General features: G+C 69.1%; 10 protein-coding genes and 1 pseudogene. 7 read left to right on the top strand and 4 right to left on the bottom strand.

Going from position 1 to position 13,417, the window contains the following annotated elements; translation table 11 throughout:
* Window positions 1-701: pseudogene (locus D7W81_RS33125) on the bottom strand (serine/threonine-protein kinase); the annotation flags it as partial.
* A gap of 89 nt (window positions 702-790) precedes the next feature.
* The gene (locus tag D7W81_RS33120) at window positions 791-1,543 is read right to left on the bottom strand and encodes a TIGR02266 family protein (RefSeq protein ID WP_120559404.1); all 753 of its coding nucleotides are present in this window, start codon (window positions 1,541-1,543) and stop codon (window positions 791-793) included.
* A 104-nt stretch (window positions 1,544-1,647) separates the two neighbouring features.
* On the opposite strand from D7W81_RS33120, the gene D7W81_RS33115 reads away from it, so the two are divergent.
* From D7W81_RS33115 to D7W81_RS33085, 7 genes are read left to right on the top strand one after another with little or no spacing between them, the layout of a single operon-like run.
* Window positions 1,648-2,136 (top strand): NADH-quinone oxidoreductase subunit NuoE family protein, encoded by a 489-nt coding sequence (locus D7W81_RS33115; RefSeq protein ID WP_120559403.1) that lies wholly within the window; start codon window positions 1,648-1,650, stop codon window positions 2,134-2,136.
* A 40-nt stretch (window positions 2,137-2,176) separates the two neighbouring features.
* The gene (nuoF, locus tag D7W81_RS33110; RefSeq protein ID WP_120559402.1) at window positions 2,177-3,517 is read left to right on the top strand and encodes an NADH-quinone oxidoreductase subunit NuoF; all 1,341 of its coding nucleotides are present in this window, start codon (window positions 2,177-2,179) and stop codon (window positions 3,515-3,517) included.
* Complete coding sequence (locus D7W81_RS33105) at window positions 3,514-4,020, top strand: NADH-quinone oxidoreductase subunit J family protein (RefSeq protein ID WP_120559401.1); 507 nt, start codon at window positions 3,514-3,516, stop codon at window positions 4,018-4,020. Before nuoF ends, D7W81_RS33105 begins: the two co-directional genes overlap by 4 nt.
* Before the next feature lie 26 nt (window positions 4,021-4,046).
* On the top strand, window positions 4,047-4,349 hold the full coding sequence (nuoK, locus tag D7W81_RS33100; RefSeq protein WP_120559400.1) for an NADH-quinone oxidoreductase subunit NuoK: 303 nt from the start codon (window positions 4,047-4,049) through the stop codon (window positions 4,347-4,349).
* A 25-nt stretch (window positions 4,350-4,374) separates the two neighbouring features.
* The gene (nuoL, locus tag D7W81_RS33095) at window positions 4,375-6,603 is read left to right on the top strand and encodes an NADH-quinone oxidoreductase subunit L (RefSeq protein ID WP_120559399.1); all 2,229 of its coding nucleotides are present in this window, start codon (window positions 4,375-4,377) and stop codon (window positions 6,601-6,603) included.
* Complete coding sequence (locus D7W81_RS33090) at window positions 6,600-8,291, top strand: complex I subunit 4 family protein (protein WP_120559398.1); 1,692 nt, start codon at window positions 6,600-6,602, stop codon at window positions 8,289-8,291. The genes nuoL and D7W81_RS33090 overlap by 4 nt, the downstream gene beginning before the upstream one ends.
* 15 nt (window positions 8,292-8,306) lie before the next feature.
* Window positions 8,307-9,866: an NADH-quinone oxidoreductase subunit N gene (locus D7W81_RS33085; protein ID WP_120559397.1), complete on the top strand. Its 1,560-nt coding sequence runs from the start codon at window positions 8,307-8,309 to the stop codon at window positions 9,864-9,866.
* Window positions 9,867-10,406: 540 nt separating this feature from the next.
* Here the strand turns inward: D7W81_RS33085 and D7W81_RS33080 are convergent.
* Together D7W81_RS33080 and D7W81_RS33075 are read right to left on the bottom strand one after the other, a co-directional pair.
* Window positions 10,407-11,861 carry a sigma-54-dependent transcriptional regulator gene (locus D7W81_RS33080; RefSeq protein WP_120559396.1) on the bottom strand — a complete coding sequence of 485 codons (1,455 nt, stop codon included), beginning with the start codon at window positions 11,859-11,861 and terminating at the stop codon, window positions 10,407-10,409.
* On the bottom strand, window positions 11,858-13,417 hold a 1,560-nt coding region (locus tag D7W81_RS33075), incomplete at its 5' end, for a sensor histidine kinase (protein ID WP_244227578.1). The genes D7W81_RS33075 and D7W81_RS33080, both read right to left, overlap by 4 nt.

Raw genomic sequence — 13,417 nt, 5'->3', positions numbered from 1 at the left:
GCGGCGAGCGGGGGGGTGATGATGAGCGGCTGGGACGCGCTGGGGAGCGGCGCGGTCACCACGACGGACTGGGGCGCGGGCGTGGGAGGCAGCCCGATGAAGGTCTCCCGGCGCCCTTCCACCGGACCATCCTGGCGGACCGCCGGCTGCGGCTGCGGCGTCGCGATGGGCGGCGGAGCGGCGGGCTGCATCTGGGTCGCGGCCTGCGCCAGGTCCAGCGCCGGCATCGCCACGCGGTGCGTGCGCGACGGCGGCATGGGCGGCGGCCCGCTCTGGGACTGGACGGAGGACGGATCCACCTCCGCCTCGTCCAGGAGCAGCTCCGGCGGCGGCGGCGGGACGTTCATCGGTTCGTCCTCGTCCAGCGGACGGCCGATGTGCGTGGCGTCCTCCGCCGGGAGGAGCTGATCCGCGAAGAAGTCGTCGACCTCCGACGCGAAACGGTCCTGCAGGTCCCCCTCCACCACCCGCTCACCCTGTTCGGTGAGCTTCAGCTGGGCCTCGCGGTCCATGGCGATGTAGTGGAACTTGCGCAGGAAAAAGAAGTAGCTGTCGAACTCCAGCGAGACGGACGGCTCGAGGGCGGCCTTCACGTCGGCCAGCTTGTTCGAGCGTCCCAGGCGGCCGTTCTCCCGCAGATTCTGCAGGATGAGCAGCGCCTCGCCACTGACGGTGTCACGATGGATGGCCGGCTTCGTCATGGGTGCGCGGACTCTACGCGGCACCCGCCCGGGGCTTCAACGTCTGGTGCGTCGAAGAAGCCAGGGGAAGCGTCCTGGCCCTGCCGGCCCTACCGGATGCGCAGCAGCTGCTTCACCGTCTCCAGCACTTCCACGAACCGCACGGGCTTGCGCAGGTAGATGTCCACCCCCAGCTGCATCGCCCGATCCTGGGCCTCCTTGCCACCCGCGGAGATGGCGATGACCGGGATGCCCTTGAGCTCCTCTTCCTCCCGGATGCGCTCCACCAGGGCGAAGCCGTCCATCACCGGCATGTAGAGGTCCAGCATCACCAGGCTGAAGCGGTCCTCGCGCAGCCTCAGAAGGGCGTGGTGCCCGTCCGGCGCGAAGTGGACCTCCAGCGGCACCTTGCCGTGCAGGTCGTTGCTCGCCAGCTTCTTCAGCACGTAGCTGTACATCTCGATGATGTGGGGGTTGTCCTCGACGATGAGCACACGGTACCCGTCCTGCTCCTGAGGGGTTGCCGCGCTATCGTTGGGTCCCGCCGCACTCAAGATGTCACCCAGTCGCCGCCGGTCCTGCTCGCTCTCCACACGGATGCCCACGCCGCCCGGCTGATCGGGCGCGGCGATGCGCACCCACGCCACCGTCCCGGCGACTTCTACCGGATCCAGCAGTCCCGGGAAAGAAAGAGCAAGCCGAAGCTCGTCCCCCACCGCGAAGAGTTGCTCCGTCTGGACGAAGAAACCCCCGGCGGACAGGTTTTCCGTCACGTCCCGCAAGGGACGCCCATGGGCGTAGTCCACCCGGAGGATGGTGGGGATGCGAGGGTGCTGCCGCTGGTCCGCAGGGTCCAGGCTCATAACAAGGGGTTGAAATCGCTCGGTAATTTGCTGAGGGCGGTCCAGTCTACCGCCGAGGGTTTATGTTGACAACGAAGCCATTGCGGCAATACGTACGCCCCGCCATGGCGGAGCCCCTGTTCACTCCTGAAGAGCAGAAGAAGTTCGACGCGGGGATCGCGGAAATCCTCTCGCACTACCCCCCTGATCGCAAAAGCGCCGGCATGCTTCCCGCGCTGCGCCTGCTGCAGGACCTCAAGGGGTGGTTGCCTCCTGATGGTCTTCGGCTGGTGGCGAAGAACCTGGAGGTCACGCCGGAGCGCGCCTACGAGGTCGCCAGCTTCTACGTGATGTACCACCTCAAGAAGCCGGGCAAGTACGTCATCGACGTCTGCACGAACCTCTCCTGCTCGCTCTGGGGCGCGGAGAAGATGCTCGCGTATCTGGAGCAGAAGCTGGGCCTGACCGCCGGGGAGACGAACGACAAGTTCACCCTGCGCGAGACCGAGTGCCTGGCGTCCTGCGGGACGGCGCCCTGCCTGCAGATCAACGAGGATCACCACGAGCGCCTGACCCAGGCGAAGCTGGACGCCATCCTGGCCCGGCTGTCGTGAGTCGCCCCTCCTCCCCCTCGCTTTCCTAGGACGTTCATCCATGGCCTCTACGGCAAAGGCGGTCGAACCCGTCATCTCGGCGGCCTGGGGCAAGCCCCAGTCCTGGACCCTGGACAGCTACCGCTCGCGCGGCGGCTACGATGGGCTCAAGCGCGCGCTCTCCATGGAGCCCGCCGCCATCATCGACGAGGTGAAGAAGTCCAACCTCCGCGGCCGCGGCGGCGCGGGCTTCCCCACGGGCATGAAGTGGAGCTTCGTCCCCAAGGACAGCCCCAAGCCCAAGTACCTGGCCGTCAACGGCGACGAGTCCGAGCCGGGCACCTTCAAGGACCGCTACATCCTGGAGAACGACCCGCACATGATGCTGGAGGGCATCGCCATCGCGTCGTACGCGCTGGGCGTGCACACCTGCTACGTGTACCTGCGCGGCGAGTTCAAGTTCCAGGCGGAGCGCACCCAGGCGGCCATCGACGAGGCCTACAAGGCCGGCATCTTCGGCAAGACGATGATGGGCAAGGACTTCGCGCTCGACTGCTACGTCGTCCGCGGCGCGGGCGCGTACATCTGCGGTGAAGAGACGGCGCTCCTGGAGTCCCTGGAGGGCAAGAAGGGCTGGCCCCGCCTGAAGCCCCCCTTCCCCGCGGTGGTGGGCCTGTTCGGCAGCCCCACGGTGGTGAACAACGTGGAGACGCTCGCCAGCGTGCCGCCCATCCTCGCCAAGGGCGCGGAGTGGTACGCGAAGCTGGGCACGGAGAAGTCCGGCGGCACGCACCTGGTGTGCCTGTCCGGCTCCGTGAACCGCCCCGGCGTCTACGAGGTGGGGATGCACACCACCATCCTGGAGCTGATCCACGACGACCAGTACGGCCAGGGCATGCCCAAGGGCCGCAAGGTCAAGGCGGTCATCCCGGGCGGCTCCTCCGCGCCGGTGCTGGGCGCGGACGAGCTGGACGTGGCGCTGGAGTTCGAGGCGCTGAAGATGAAGCAGACGATGGCCGGCTCCGGCGGCGTCATCGTGATGGACGACGCCACCTGCATGGTGCGCAGCCTCTGGCGCGTGGCCCGCTTCTACGCGGAAGAGTCCTGCGGCCAGTGCACGCCGTGCCGCGAGGGCACGCCCTGGCAGACCCGCCTCCTGCGCAAGATCGAGGAAGGCCGCGCGGAGATGAGCGACATCGACATGCTGTCGAACGTCGCCTCCTCCATCGCGCCCTACCCTCCCATCGGCCTGGGCAACACCATCTGCGCGCTGGGTGACGCGGCGGCGCTGCCCACGCACTCCTTCCTCATGCGGTTCCGGGACGAGTTCGAGGCTCACGTTCGGGAGCACCGCTGCCCGTACGGTGACCACCCCTGGGGTTCCTTCGGAGACTGGTCTTGAACATCGAATTGGTCCTCTTCGGCGTCTTCGCCGTCATGACGCTGCTGTCGGCGGGGCTGGTCATCACCGCGCGCAGCCCCATCAACTCCGCCATGGCCCTGGTGTCGACGTTCTTCTTCCTGGCCGGCATCTACGTGCTGCTCTGGGCGCACACGGTCGCCGTGATTCAGGTGCTCGTGTACGCGGGCGCCATCATGGTGCTCTTCCTCTTCGTCATCATGCTGCTCAACCTGGGGGACGCGCCCCACCGCGGCAAGCCCACGGTGACGCGCCTCCTGGGCGGCGCCTCCGCGGCGGGCCTGCTGGCGGTGCTGGCCGTGACGCTGGGCCGCATGGACGCGCAGCCCGCGCGGCTGGATGCGCAGGGCCAGGCGACGTTCGGCACCCTGGCGGCCATCGGCCAGTCCATCTTCACCACCTGGCTGTTGCCCTTCGAAGCGGTCAGCCTGCTCCTGCTGGTGGCCATGGTGGGCGCGGTGGTGGTGGCCAAGTCCCGTATCTGATCCCCCGCGCCCTTCCGGACAACCCAATGGTCCCCATCACCTACTACCTGCTCCTGGCCGCGGCCCTCTTCTGCATGGGCATGTTCGGCGTGCTGGTGCGTACCAACGCGCTGGTCGTCTTCATGTGCGTGGAGCTGATGCTCAACGCGGTCAACCTCACGTTCCTGGCCTTCGCGCGCATGCACGGCAACGGCCTGGGACACGTGTCCGCCTTCTTCGTCATCGCCGTGGCGGCCGCGGAAGCGGCCATCGGTCTGGCCATCGTCATCGCGGTCTTCCGCAGTCGCGGAACCGTGAACGTCGACGACATCCGGACGATGAAGCACTAACGCCCCGTCACCCCTGAGCACATCCATGGACGGAACCCTCGTCGAGTTCTTCAGAACCGCACCCATCCCCCCCGAGGTGCTCAGCCCCTCGCTGGGGTTGATCATCCTGCTGCCCCTGCTGGGCGCGTTCGTGTGCGGCGTGTTCGGCAAGTGGCTGGGCCGGGCCAACGTGCACCTGGTGGCGTGCTCCGCCATCGCCGGCGCCTTCGTGCTGAGCCTGCTGGCCTTCTGGGCCACCAGCGACGCGGCGGGCGGGCGCGTGGTGAGCATGGCCAACCCGTTCGGCCTTGACCGGGACACCATCCGCTACGCCATCGCGCACGACTACGGGACGTGGTTCGCCGCCGGTGACTTCCGGGTGAACTTCGGCCTGCTGGTGGACCACCTGTCGGGCATCCTGCTGCTCATCATCACGGGCGTCGGCTTCCTCATCCACCTGTACTCCACCAGCTACATGGAGCACGACGATGGGTACTGGCGCTTCTTCGCGTACCTGAACCTCTTCGTCGCCGCGATGCTCACGCTGGTGATGGCCGACAACCTGGTCCTGCTCTTCGTGGGCTGGGAGGGCGTCGGCATGGCCAGCTACCTGCTCATCGGCTTCTGGTACACGGACAGCGCGAAGGCGTGGGCGGGCCGCAAGGCGTTCGTCACCAACCGCATCGGTGACTTCGCGTTCCTCATCGCCACGTTCCTGCTCATCCTCACGGTGGGCGCCTTCAACCGCCAGGCGGACGCGCGCGACTACAACGCCGCGGGCAGCAGCCGGGCGCGCTACGAGCAGGGCATCTCCCAGAAGGGCCCCGTCACCTTCAAGGGCCTGGAGAAGCTGGCCCTGGCCCTGCCGCAAGGCTCGGGCGGCGCGGTGTCCCTGGCCACGCCCATCGAGTCCGGCCCCCTGTCCGGCTACACCTTCGGCGGCGTCATGACCGCCACGATGCTGCTGTTCCTCCTGGGCGCGGCGGGCAAGAGCGCGCAGCTGCCGCTCTACGTCTGGCTGCCGGACGCAATGGCCGGCCCGACGCCGGTGTCCGCGCTCATCCACGCCGCCACGATGGTGACCGCGGGCGTGTACCTCTTCTGCCGCATGAGCTCGCTGCTCGTGCTGTCGCCCACCGCCATGGCGACCATCGCCATCGTGGGCGCGCTCACGTCGCTGCTCGCGGCGCTCATCGCGTTCGCGCAGGACGACATCAAGAAGGTGCTCGCCTACTCCACGGTGTCCCAGCTGGGCATCATGTTCATGGGCGTGGGCATGGGCGTCTTCTGGGCCGCCGCCATGCACCTGATGACGCACGCGTTCTTCAAGGCCTGCCTCTTCCTGGGCGCCGGCAGCGTGATGCACGGCAACGGGGACGAGACGGACATCAAGAAGCTGGGCGGCCTGTGGAAGGAGATGAAGTGGACGCACGCCACGTTCCTCATCTCCACGCTGGCCATCACCGGCATCTTCCCCATCATGTCCGGCTTCTTCTCCAAGGACGCCATCTTCCACGGCGTGCACCACAATCACCTGCACGGCCTGGAGTGGGTCTCCACCTTCGTCTACGTGCTGGGCCTGCTCATCACCGCGTCCACGGCGTTCTACATGTCGCGCGTCTACCTGCTCACCTTCACGGGCAAGCGGTCCCCGGAGGCGAAGCTGGCGCACGCGCATGAGAGCGCGTGGCACATGACGCTGCCGCTGGTCATCCTGGCGTTCCTGGCCTTCGCGACCTTCGTCTACGCCCTGCCCCTGATGCCCCGCTCGGGCGGTGGGACGCAGCCGGTGTTCGAGAACTTCCTGTCCCCCGTGCTGCGCCCGGCGGAGGCGGTGGCCCGTGCGGCGGAGACGGTGAAGCTGGACACCAGCTCGCCCTCCGTCGGGGACTACGCCTTCGCGTGGATGTGGGCGCTGCTGGGTGGCGGCGCGGCGGCGTTCGCCTACCTGAAGTTCTTCCCGTCGCGGGTGGGTCAGCCCGTGCCGGCGTTCGCGCGCGCGGTGCGCCGCACGGCGCTCAACAAGTTCTACGTGGATGAGCTCTACGAGTTCATCCTCATCCGGCCGGTGAAGTTCGTGGCCTTCATCCTCTTCCGCGTGGTGGACGCGCTCGTCATCGACACGGTGCTGGTGCGCGGCACCGCGTACGTCACGGAGAAGGTGGGCCTCGGGCTGCGCCGGCTCCAGACGGGTGACGCGCAGGCCTACGCCGCCATCATGGCGCTCGCCATCCTGGGCGGCGCGGTCTACGCCCTCCTGCAGGTGCTTTCATGAGCTTCTTCGACAACCACCTGTTGAACGTCGTCATCTACCTGCCGCTCGTGTTCGCGGCGCTGGTGCTGATGCTGCCCGCCAGTGAGCACGGGCAGGTCCGCGCCATCACGTTCGTGGGCATGCTGCTGGACCTGGTGTTCGGCGTCTGGGCGTACTTCCGCTTCGAGCCCTCCGGCGCGGAGTTCCAGATGGAGTACCGCGTCCCGTGGTTCCAGCAGTTCGGGATGAGCTACCACCTGGGCGTGGACGGCCTCGCCGTGAGCCTGTTGCTCTTGACGGTGTTCCTGGGCCCGCTGGTGGTGCTCGCCTCCACCACGTACATCCAGCACCGCATCAAGGAGTTCCACCTGGCGCTGCTGGTGCTCCAGACGACGATGCTGGGCGCGCTGGCGTCCATGGACGTCCTGCTCTTCTACATCTTCTTCGAGGCCATGCTCATCCCCATGTACCTCATGGTGGGTGTGTGGGGCGCCGAGGACCGGCGCATGGCGGCGGTGAAGTTCTTCCTCTACACGCTCGTGGGCTCGCTGCTGATGCTGGTGGCCATCGTGGCCGTGTACTTCATCAGCGGCGGACCGGGTGTGCGCTCGTTCGACTACGGCACGCTCTACAACAACCTGCTCGCCGCCAATCAGCAGCTGGCCGCGTGCGCCAGCGGGCCGGAGGGCGCGTGCGCGTCACTCGATGGCCTGGCCGCCACGCTGCACACCTATGGGCCGTGGATGTTCGCCGCGTTCGCGCTGGCGTTCGCCATCAAGGTCCCCATGTGGCCGGTGCACACCTGGTTGCCGGACGCGCACGTGCAGGCGCCGGTGGCGGGTTCCATGATCCTGGCCGGCGTGATGCTGAAGATGGGCACCTACGGCTTCTGGCGCTTCGCCATTCCGCTCTTCCCCGTGGCGGCGCACGCGGCCCGTCCGTTCCTCGCGGTGCTGGCGGTGATTGGCATCGTGTACGGCGCGCTGATGTGCCTGGCGCAGCGGGACATCAAGAAGCTCATCGCGTACTCGTCCGTCAGCCACCTGGGCTACTGCATGCTGGGCCTGCTCGCCGTCACCGGTGAGGGCGCCACGGGCAGCGCGTACCAGATGCTGAACCACGGCATCTCCACGGGCGCGCTGTTCCTCCTGTTCGGCTTCCTCTACGAGCGCCGCCACACGCGCCTGATGTCGGACTACGGCGGCATCGCCAAGGTGATGCCGGTGTTCACCGCGGCGTTCGTCATCATCACATTCTCGTCGGTGGCGGTGCCGGGCACCAACGGCTTCATCGGCGAGTTCCTGGTGCTGATGGGCACGTTCAAGAGCACCCTGCCCCTGGGCTTCGGCGCGTTCGCCACGCTGGGTGTCATCCTGGGCGCGGCGTACATGCTGTGGATGGTGCAGAAGGTGTTCTTCGGCAGCATCACGCACCGGGAGAACCAGCACCTGCGCGACATGAACCTGCGCGAGATGCTCACCACGGCCCCCTTCATCGTGCTGGTGGCGGTGATGGGCCTGATGCCGCAGCCCTTCCTGGACCGCATCGCTCCGTCCACGGACCGCTACGTGGCGCGCGCCAGCGTGGGCGCTCCGGGCGCCACCCAGGCGAAGGACGACCAGCTTCGCGTGGAGGTGATGTCCCTGCCCTCCACCGCCGCCGCGGCCCGCCCCTCCGTTCCCGCCGCGCCGCTCGCCGCTCGCGAGTAGGCCCCGAAAGACTCCATGAACCTGCCAAATATCACCCTGGCGGATTTCCTCCCCATGCTGCCCGCCATCATCATGGTGGTGGCGGCCTCCGTCCTGCTGTTGTCGGAGGTGTTCCTCTCCGCGACGGCGTCCCGCGGCTACCAGGCGGTGCTCACCGTCGTGGCGGCGGCGGCCAGCGGCGCCGTGGCCGTGGGCCTGATGTTCGAGCCGCCGCAGGAGGTGTTCCTCGGCTTCGGCGTGCTGGACCCCTTCTCCAGCTTCCTCACCCTGGTGGTGAGCGTGGGCCTGGCGCTGGCGGCACTGAGCGCGGTGGGCTTCCTGCGCCGGCGTGGCGCGGAGCGCGGTGAGTTCTACGCGCTGATGCTCTTCGCCTCCGCGGGCATGAGCCTGCTGGCGATGTCGTCGGAGTTCATCACCATCTTCGTCAACATCGAGGTGCTCTCCATCGCGACGTACGCGCTGACGGCGTACCTGCGCCGCGGCACGCGTCCCAGCGAGGCGGGCTTCAAGTACTTCATCCTGGGCGCCTTCTCCTCCGCCGTCCTGCTGTACGGCACGGCGCTGCTGTACGGCGCCACGGGCACGACGAAGCTCAACGACATGGCGGGCCCGCTGCAGCAGGCGCTGGCCACGTCCCCGGCGCTCGTCTACGTGGGCGCGGTGCTCATCGCCGCGGGCTTCGCGTTCAAGGTGGCGGCCGTGCCGTTCCACATGTGGACGCCGGACGTGTACGAGGGCGCCCCCACCCCGGTGACGGCGCTCATGAGCGCGGGCGTGAAGGCGGCGGCGTTCGCGTCGCTCGTTCGCGTGTTCGTCACGGTGGGCAAGGGCATGGACCCCAAGCTGCCGCTGATGCTCTTCGCCACGCTGGCGCTGCTCACGATGGTGGCCGGCAACCTGATGGCGATTCCGCAGCGCAACGTGAAGCGCATGCTGGCGTACTCCTCCATCGCGCACGCGGGCTACCTGCTGCTGGGCGTGGCGGCGCTGTTCGTCGCGGCCCCGGGCGAGCACTTCCGCCTGCTGTCCGCGTCGTCGCTGTCCGGTGGCACGCCGCTGGACGTGGCGCGCTCGGACGCGCTGCGCGGCATCCTGTACTACCTGCTGGCGTACACCTTCAGCGCGACGGGCGCCTTCGCCATGGTCTCCGCGCTGGAGCGCCGCGAGGACGAGGAGAAGGGAACCGCGTGGGACCTGGAGCGCTTCGCGGGCCTCGCGCAGCGCCGCCCGGGTTGGGCCTTCGCCATGGCGGCCTTCATGCTGTCCCTGGGCGGCATCCCCCCCACCGTGGGCTTCATGAGCAAGCTGCTCATCTTCCAGGCCGCCATCGACGTGGGCCTCGTGGGCCTGACGGTGGTCGCGGTGCTCAGCAGCGCGGCGGGCGCGTATTACTACCTGCGCGTCGTGGTCTACATGTTCATGCACCCCATCCCCGAGGGCGCCCAGCCGCTGGAGCGCAACTGGGGCACGGAGGCCGCGCTCGTCATCGCCACCGTCGCCGTCGTGCTGCTGGGCATCCTCCCCGGCCACGTCACCGACTGGCTGGCCCAGGCCGGCACGCTGTTCGGCCAGTAGCCCCCCCCGCCGGCAGCCCGCGGCACCCGACGCCCGCCTCGGCCCCTGGCCCTGGCGGGCGTTGTCGTTGCGGGCCACGGCGTGGCTCACGGCGTCATGGCCGTGGGTGCATTTCAGAAGTGAAATGGAGCCACGCCGCGTCATGCGGGGCGGCGGCAACGCGGCGGACGATGCGGGGAGCGGAAAAGAAGGCGGCCCGGCACCCGTGAGGGTGTCGGGCCGCGGGTCTTCTCAAGGTAACGCACCGGAAGTGCTGAAAGGGTGGGGGGGAACCACTTTCAGCCTCGCTTCGATGCGTCCCGAGCTTAGCCTTTAGCAGGTGCCGTGCCAGAGCCCGTTCCGAACGAAAATCCAATGTTCTCAGGCACTTGGACGAAGGGGTGACACTCCAACCCCCACCCTTCCGCATTGCAGGCCTGAAATCGCGTTTCAGGGATGAAAACACCCAACGAATTCAGGGACTTGGTTTTTTCATCCCTGAACGGGGCCGATTTCGGATCTGAAGTCGTACGCAGAGGCGGGGTGAAGTCCGCTGGGAGGCTATTCGCGGGCGCCCGCGGGGGGCCGGAGGTTGAGCCGCTTCATCTTCCGCCACAGCGTGGTGGAGGAGACGCCCAGCTCGCCCGCCACGCGGGCCAGGTCCACGCCGTGGCGCTCCAGGGCCTGGACGATGGCGCGGCGCTCCGCCTCCTCCACCACCTCCGCCAGGGTGGGCCCCGTGGCCTCCGCGCCGGAGGGCCGCGCGCCGTCGGTGGGCGGCAGGCCCATGGCGTCCGGTGAGGTGTTGGCGGCCGGGAGCACGCGGCCCTGGGGGCGCAGCGGGAAGTCCTCGGGGAGCAGCTCGTCGCCTTCCGCCAGCGCGGCGGCCTGCTCCACCAGGTTCTCCAGCTCGCGCACGTTGCCGGGGAAGCGGTACGTCATCAGGTGCTCCACGGCGGTGGCGGACAGACGCCGGGGCCGGGGGCTGCGCTCGTTGGCGCGCGCCAGGAAGTGCTCCGCCAGCGCGGGCACGTCGTCCAGGCGCTCGCGCAGCGGGGGCACGCGCAGCTGCACCACGTTGAGGCGGTAGTAGAGGTCCTGGCGGAAGCGCTTCTCCTTCACCTCCAGCTCGATGTCGCGGTTGGTGGCCGCGGCGATGCGGACGTCCACGCGCAGCGCGGTGGACTCGCCCACGCGGCGCACCTCGCCGTCCTGGAGCGTGCGCAGGAGCTTGGACTGGAAGGTGGGGCTCGTCTCCGTCACCTCGTCGATGAAGAGCGTGCCGTTGTCCGCCTCCTCGAAGAGGCCCCGGCGCGTCTTCACCGCGCCGGTGAAGGCGCCCTTGGCGTGGCCAAAGAGCTCGCTCTCCAGGAGCGTCTCGCTGATGGCCGCGCAGTTGACGGGCACGAAGGGCTGGCGGCTGCGGCGGCTGTGCGCGTGGAGGGCCCGGGCCACCAGCTCCTTGCCGGTGCCGCTCTCCCCCTGGATGAGGACGGTGGCGTCGCTCTGGGCCACGCGCACCAGGCGCGTGGTGAGTTCGCGCATGGCCTGGCTGCGGCCCACCAGCGCGGACAGGCCGTGGCGCTCGTTGAACTCCGTGGCCAGGTTGTCCACCGCCGCCAGGAGCCGGGCGCGCTCCAGGGCGCGCTCCACGCGGTAGCGCAGCTCCCCTTCCTTGAAGGGCTTGGTGACGTAGTCGTACGCGCCCAGGCGCATGGCCTCCACCGCGCTGTCGATGGAGCCGAAGGCCGTCATCATGATGACCTGGAGGCGCGGGGCGACCTCCAGCGCGCGCTTGAGCAGCGTGAGCCCGTCCATGGGCTCCATCTTCAGGTCCGTGAGGAGCAGGTCCACGCGCTCCCTCGCGAGCAGGTCCAGGGCCTCCTCGCCGGTGGCGGACTCGGAGACGGTGTAGCCCTCCGCGCGCAGGAGCAGCGCGGTGGTGGCGCGCATGTTGCGTTGGTCGTCCACCACGAGGATGCGTCCTCGGAGGACTGGGGGGGTCGCGTCGTTCATGAGAGGGACTGGGGCTGCGTGAGCGGCAGCCAGAAGGTGAAGGTGGTTCCGCGTCCCGGAGCGCTCTCCACGGCGATTTCGCCGCGGTGCTCCTCCAGGATGCGCTTCACCACCGCCAGCCCCAGGCCGGTGCCCTGGGCCTTGGTGGTGAAGAAGGGTTCGAAGACGCGGTGGAGCAGCTCGGCCGGGATGCCCGGCCCCTGGTCCATCACGTCGATGCGCAGCTGCTCGCGGCCGCCGTGCATGTCCCGGCGCGCGTGCACCCGGACCTCGCCCCCCTGGGGCATGGCCTGGATGGCGTTGACGGCCACGTTGAACAGGGCCTGGCGGATCTGCCGCCGGTCCATGGGCACCGTGGCGATGCTGGGCTCCACCTCCACGTGGACCTGCACCGGGCGCTCCGTGGCGGCCTGCACCCTCGCGGCCTCCAGTGCGTCCTGGAGCACGCGCAGCAGGTCCTCCGGCTGGAGCACCGGGTTGCGCGGGCGGGTGAAGTCCAGGAGGTCGGCCACCATGCGGTTGAGGCGGTCGCTCTCCTCCGCGACGATGTCCAGCAGCATGGCCGTGTCGCCGCCGGGCTTCATGATGCGCCGGAGCGTGGCCACCGCGTTGAAGATGACGCCCAGGGGGTTGCGCACCTCGTGGGCGACGATGGCGGACAGTTCACCCAGCGCGGCGAAGCGCTCGCGCTTCACCATCTCCGCGCGGGTGGCGGCCAGCTCCGCGTAGCTGGCCCACAGGGATTCGTAGAGGCGCGCGTTGGCGATGGAGAGCGCGAGCTGGCCGCACGTCGCCTCCGCCAGCTCAATCAGCTCCGGGCCGAAGGGGCGAGGGCCGCGCACGTCGTCCACCAGCACCACGCCGATGAGCTCCTCGCGCGAGGTGAGCGGCAGGCCCAGCAGGGCCTTCTCCCCCAGCCGGTCGATGAGCACGGCGCTGACGGAGATGTTCGCCGACGTCAGGTCCTCCACGGCGATGGGCTTGCGCTCCAGGGCCACGCGCGCGGCCAGGTCGTCGCTGTCCAGCGGCACCACCACCGTGCGGAACAGGTCGCGGTGGGCCGCCGACGCCGCCGCGCCGCGCAGCACCTTGGCCTGCTCGTCGTAGAGCAGGATGAAGCAGTTGGACACGTCCAGGAGGTGCACCAGGAAGTCGGACGCGACGTCCAGGATGCTCGCCGTCTCCAGCACGCCCGACGTGGTGCGCGCCAGGTCCAGCAGCAGGCGCGTCTCCGTGAGCTGGCGCGCGGACTCCGCCCGGAGGCGGCGCTGCTCCAGCAGCGTCACCAGCAGCTCCGCGAGCGTGGCCAGGAGCCTCGCGTCGCGCTCGTCGAAGGGGCGCTCCTTCGCGCGCAGCGCCTGCAACACGCCCACGCTGTCACCGCCCCGGGTGAGCCGCGCCGCCGTCCCGCTGCCGAAGCGGCCCTGGGACAGCGTCTCCAGCGCGCGCCCCTGGGACTCCGACGACAGCACGCCCCCGTCCTCCCGCAGCGACGCGGCCAGCAGCACGCCGGTGGCGCGGACGGCGTCCTCCCCCGCCGCGCTCCCCTCCTCCAG

This window comes from Corallococcus aberystwythensis (genome assembly GCF_003612165.1).
Classification (GTDB): domain Bacteria; phylum Myxococcota; class Myxococcia; order Myxococcales; family Myxococcaceae; genus Corallococcus; species Corallococcus aberystwythensis.
Note: the sequence above shows the minus strand (reverse complement) of the source record. Positions and strands in the feature narration are given on the sequence as shown.